The organism is Deltaproteobacteria bacterium (genome assembly GCA_030654105.1).
In the GTDB taxonomy this organism is placed as follows: domain Bacteria; phylum Desulfobacterota; class SM23-61; order SM23-61; family SM23-61; genus JAHJQK01.
The window spans coordinates 1-4,909 of record JAURYC010000115.1 but is presented as its reverse complement, the minus strand read 5'-3'; the positions used below and the strand labels follow the sequence as shown (position 1 = coordinate 4,909).

Sequence of the window (4,909 nt, the reverse complement as noted above, 5' to 3'; positions counted from 1 at the left end):
AGTGAAGAAGGCCAAGGAACTTTTAAATAGAAAGTCGGTTTAGGACGCAGATTGGCGCAGCTGCACACAGATAATAACTTTTTCATTTTTTTTAAATATCCTGATAATCTGTGTCCAGCTGTGTCCTAAAAAAATAATTTTATCGTATCGAATCATGATCGCTGTGCTGTAAGCATCCTGCGAGAATCTTGGAGGAGTTGGTGATGAATGGCAACCCGTTAAGGAAACTTCAGGAGATCGGACAGAGTATCTGGCTGGACAATTTGAGCCGGAATTTAATCAATTCCGGCGAGCTTAAGCGTTTGATGGATGCAGGCGTGACAGGGGTGACCTCTAATCCAACCATCTTCCAGAAAGCCATCTCTGGAAGCAAAGATTACGATGCCTCCCTGAAAAACCTGCTCGGCAAAGAGGTCCGGGACGAAAAAGAATTATTCCTCGGCCTGGCCCTGGAAGACGTTGCCAGGGCGGCGGACTTGTTATGGCCGGTTTATCTTTCCAGCAACGGGCTGGATGGGTTCGTCAGTATCGAAGTTTCTCCTGACTTGGCCTATGACACGGGTAAAACCGTAGCCGAAGCCAAGCGCCTGTTTTCAACCCTGGGCAAGAAAAATATCCTGGTGAAAGTTCCGGCCACCCCCCAGGGGGTTCCGGCCATTGAGCAGCTCATCATGGAGGGAGTGAATGTAAATGTCACCCTCCTTTTCTCGGTTGGCCGATATGAAGAGGTGGCTGAAGCCTACCTCCGCGGGCTGGAAAAAAGAGTTCTTCAAGGGCAGCCCATCCATGAAATCTGCTCCGTGGCCAGTTTCTTTGTAAGCCGCGTGGACACGGTTATCGATAAACTTTTGCAAAACCGCATGGCCGCAACCACTACCGAGGCAGAAAAGCATAAGCTCCATAACCTTTTAGGCCGGGCGGCCGTGGCCAACGCTAAGATCGCCTATAAGAAATATAAAGATTTTTTTTTCGGAAAACGTTTCCGAATTTTGAAGGGAGCCCGTATCCAAAGAATCTTGTGGGGCAGTACGGGAACCAAGAACCCGAATTACAACGACGTGAAGTATGTCGAAGAGTTGATCGGGCCGGATTCCATCAACACCATCCCGGAAACAACCTTGCAGGCTTTTGTTGATCATGGACGGGTCCAAATCACCATCGGCGATTTACTGGAAGAGGCCCGAAGGCTTTTCAACGAGTTGCTTTTGCTTGGCGTGGACATCAACCAGGTTACTGCCCAACTGGAACAAGAGGGAGTGAAACTCTTCGCCGACTCGTACTTTTTCCTTTTGAAGGAAATTGCTGAAAAGCGAGATTCCTTTCTATCCCCAAAATCCTGATTCCAATTTAGTGGGACACAGATTTTCGCCGATAAGCGCCAATAAAAGAATCTCAATATAATCAAATTTAAGGAGGAAATATGCAAGTGGGTATGATCGGCCTCGGCCGGATGGGAATGAATATGGCCAAACGCTTGCTCAAAGGGGGGCACAAAGTCGTTGCCTATAACCGTTCTCCGGACCGGACGAAGGAGATTGTCGCCCAAGGCGCCAAAGGAGCTTATTCCCTTCAAGAGCTGGTGAATATTTTGAAGCCCCCCCGGGTCATTTGGCTTATGCTTCCCGCGGGCAAACCGACCCACCAACATATCGACCAGCTCCGCGGTCTGCTCAACAAAGGGGATATCATCGTAGAAGGTGGAAACAGCTTTTACAAGGATGACCTCCGCCATGCCCAGAAACTCAAACCTTGGGGCATCCACTATCTGGACGTCGGGGTCAGCGGAGGCATTTGGGGCCTTAAAATCGGCTACTGCTTGATGATCGGGGGAGAACGCAAAATTTACCGGCACCTTGAACCTCTCTTCAAGACGCTGGCCCCGAAGGAAGGATATCTTTACTGCGGCGAAACAGGGGCCGGACACTTTGTTAAGATGACCCACAACGGGATTGAATACGGAATGATGTCCGCCTACGGGGAAGGCTTTGAGCTTCTTCAGGAGTCACCCTATGGCAAGAATCTCGATTTGGCCAAAGTCGCCCACTTGTGGAACCAGGGAAGCGTGGTCCGTTCCTGGCTCCTTGAACTGGCTGAGTCCGCCCTCAAGAAAGACAAAAGCCTCTCCTCCCTTAAAGGATACGTGGAAGATTCCGGGGAAGGACGCTGGACCGTTCAACAGGCTGTCGAAATGGCTGTGCCAGCACCTGTAATTTCCGCTTCCCTCTTTCAACGTTTTCGTTCCCGTAAGATCGATTCTTTTTCCGATCGAATGCTGGCTGCCCTGCGAAATGAATTCGGCGGCCATGCAGTGTACGAGAGAAGGCGTAAGGCGTGAAGAGTAACGAGATTATTATGAATGCCTTCGAAAAACAGATCGCCGGGGTTGACGATGACGGATTGCTCAGCCTGGATATCGATACCCTTCAAGTGAACATGGGACTCCGGTGTAACCAGCAATGTATCCACTGCCACCTGGAAGCATCACCCCGGCAAAGGGAGATGATGGAGTGGCCTACCATGCAATGATCGTTGCAGCTTACTATCTGGGCCTTTCTCCCGCCCTCATCCACCGTTTTGCCCGCCGCAACCGATGATTTTTTTGTTGAGGTGATTTCTATGGGTAAGCTGATTTGCCCAAAAGGAACTTTCCTGTTAGGGGTGTATCTCGGCTTGGGCGAGTTATTGTTTCGGTACTGACAGGCCACGGGTTAAAAGCAACGGAGAAAATGTAAAAAATATTGCAAGAAAGGAGGTGAGAATTGGAAAATAAAAAAATACGGATTTTGATTATGAAGTCTTCTCCAGAGCGCCGAGGACGGCGGAAGAGAAATCTTCCGGAGTGGTTCCCGAAATTTCTACTCCGGGACGATGATAGACCTCCCCAATCCTTCTTTTTATCTCATCCGGCATAACCGGTGCATCCCGCAGGGCGGATTCCATATCACCCAAGATGGTATGAGGGCGGGGATGAAAATCCCCGGTGAGAATAAGGTCGTAAATCTTCTCGTCTTGGATCAAGACGACAACCCGGATCAAGCCAGCCACAGCCTTGACCCGCTTCTCTCCCCTTTTGGCTTCCGGGGGAATTTTCTTAAAGCGGTAGGCTTCCGAGTTGGCGAGGAACCAGCTATCCCGGGAATAGAGCTCCCTAAATTCTCGCCAATACTTTTTCTCGTTGGGGGTCATTTCCCCTGAAACTAATTCTACTTCACCGAACGATAAATGAACGGCTTTGCGGACATAATTTTCCAAGTCCTGGTAGGTGATTTCCCGGCTGGCCTCTCGTTCCAAATGGGTCATTCTTTCCTTCACCGTTTTTAGAGTTTTGTCCTGTACTTTTTCCGGGGGAAGCAGGATCGCTTGGGAGGTAACTTCTACGTTCTGGGGTTTGACATTTAAAACCAAACGGAAAACCAGGGTATCCCGCTCCACCTTGCAGGATGAAGGCATAAGTTTCCTTCCTTCCACCTCCACATCATTGAGCGGGCGATACTTGGCGGGAAAGCCGAAGAGGTTTTGGGCAGCCTCGGCAAAATCTCCCAGAATCCTCGGAAAAGCCTCCCCGATGGTTCGGGGAACCGCCGGGTCTGCAATCTGCAGGTAGTAACAAATTACCGCCGACCCTTTGGCTGTGTAGATCGTTCCTCCGGTGGTATTCCTCCGGCGAACGACGATACCCTTCTGCCGGCAAAAGTTAAGGTCGATGGCTTTCTCCGGGTCGTCCAGAACTCCCACGGTAAAGCTATCCTCCGGGGCCACGTTTAAAACCACTGTATTAGGGGACTCCCCTTCCATCACGCCTCGTTCCAGGGCGGGTGAGGTGCCTATGGAAAAATCTGCATAGGTTTCTTGCAAAAACATAAACCGCCATTGTCGCGTCATCTTTCTTCTCTCCATCTCCCGGTGAGTGTTGGGGGTTGTGAGTTTCGGGTTGCGGGCCGCGAGTTTCAAGCTCCGGGTTTCAGGTTTCGGGTTTGATTCTTGCCTCTTGCCTTTTGCCTGTTTTTTATATCCACCCTTTAATCTTGTAATAAATAATACCTCCGTATTCATGGAGCAGCATTTTAAAAAGCCTGAGACGGCCGAGGGGGTCGTTCGTATATTTTTCATAAGGATCCGCTGGAGCAGGATAAACTTTAAAGCCGGCATGCTCGAAGGCCATAAGAGAACGTTTCATATGGCTGTAGGAAGTAACCAGGAGAACGCTTTTCCAGCGCTGGGATTCGCCGATTTTTTTTATCTCCACGGCCTGTTCATGGGTACGGTGGGAACGTTTCTCCACGATGATGTCCGCACCCGGAATGTTCAATCGCCTGGCCTCCTGGGCCATGACCGTCGCTTCCGCAACTCCCATCTTCTTGGGATCCCCTCCGGAGAGAAGAATTTTTTTAGCCTTGCCCTCAAAATAAAGCTGCGCCCCCCGCAACAAACGATGGGAAGATACAAGGCTTAAATAACGTCCTTCATCGATCCCTCCGGCAAGCACCACAATGACATCGGATTTGCGGATGTCCTCTTTGACGGCCAAAGATTTGATCATATGGTCGGTCAAGGGGGTCCAGGCGATAGCGAAAACCATAAAGAAAGCCAACCAGAGAATCAGGTTGAGAGCGGCAAAGATTCTTCTGCCCCAGGATTTTTCATTGGCCACGTTATTTCTCCTCTGCCCAGGTGAAAATCACAAGAGGCTCCATTATATGAAAGGCTTGGGCGTAAGGCAAGAGTGAGTTTCTCCTTGACACCAGGGGGTTAATCTCTTATAAAAAAGGCACGAACAATAAGAAGAAGGAGGGAGCACGATGCCCATAATTTATGAAAAGAAAGATAAAATTGCGATCATCACCATCAACCGGCCGGAGGCCATGAACGCCATCGACCCCGAAACCACCGAGGAGTTAAGTAAGGCCTG

General features: G+C 49.9%; 5 protein-coding genes. 3 read left to right on the top strand and 2 right to left on the bottom strand.

From position 1 onward, the window contains the following. Window positions 1-203 precede the first annotated feature (203 nt). From tal to Q7V48_04410, 3 genes are all read left to right on the top strand, one after another. On the top strand, window positions 204-1,340 hold the full coding sequence (tal, locus tag Q7V48_04420; GenBank protein MDO9209980.1) for a transaldolase: 1,137 nt from the start codon (window positions 204-206) through the stop codon (window positions 1,338-1,340). Window positions 1,341-1,420: 80 nt separating this feature from the next. Then, window positions 1,421-2,335: a decarboxylating 6-phosphogluconate dehydrogenase gene (gene gnd, locus Q7V48_04415; protein MDO9209979.1), complete on the top strand. Its 915-nt coding sequence runs from the start codon at window positions 1,421-1,423 to the stop codon at window positions 2,333-2,335. Next, complete coding sequence (locus Q7V48_04410; protein ID MDO9209978.1) at window positions 2,332-2,526, top strand: hypothetical protein; 195 nt, start codon at window positions 2,332-2,334, stop codon at window positions 2,524-2,526. Before gnd ends, Q7V48_04410 begins: the two co-directional genes overlap by 4 nt. 261 nt (window positions 2,527-2,787) lie before the next feature. Here Q7V48_04410 and Q7V48_04405 read toward each other — a convergent pair whose 3' ends face one another. Continuing rightward, window positions 2,788-3,882, bottom strand: coding sequence for a hypothetical protein (locus Q7V48_04405; GenBank protein ID MDO9209977.1), 1,095 nt, complete (start codon window positions 3,880-3,882; stop codon window positions 2,788-2,790). Window positions 3,883-4,006: 124 nt separating this feature from the next. Beyond that, on the bottom strand, window positions 4,007-4,651 hold the full coding sequence (locus tag Q7V48_04400; protein MDO9209976.1) for a YdcF family protein: 645 nt from the start codon (window positions 4,649-4,651) through the stop codon (window positions 4,007-4,009). Window positions 4,652-4,909: the final 258 nt, after the last annotated feature.

Coding starts and splice junctions, on each gene's coding strand:
- tal (MDO9209980.1), top strand. CDS start 204: ATGAATGGCAACCCGTTAAGGAAACTTCAGGAGATCGGACAGAGTATC.
- gnd (MDO9209979.1), top strand. CDS start 1,421: ATGCAAGTGGGTATGATCGGCCTCGGCCGGATGGGAATGAATATGGCC.
- Q7V48_04405 (MDO9209977.1), bottom strand. CDS start 3,882: ATGACGCGACAATGGCGGTTTATGTTTTTGCAAGAAACCTATGCAGAT.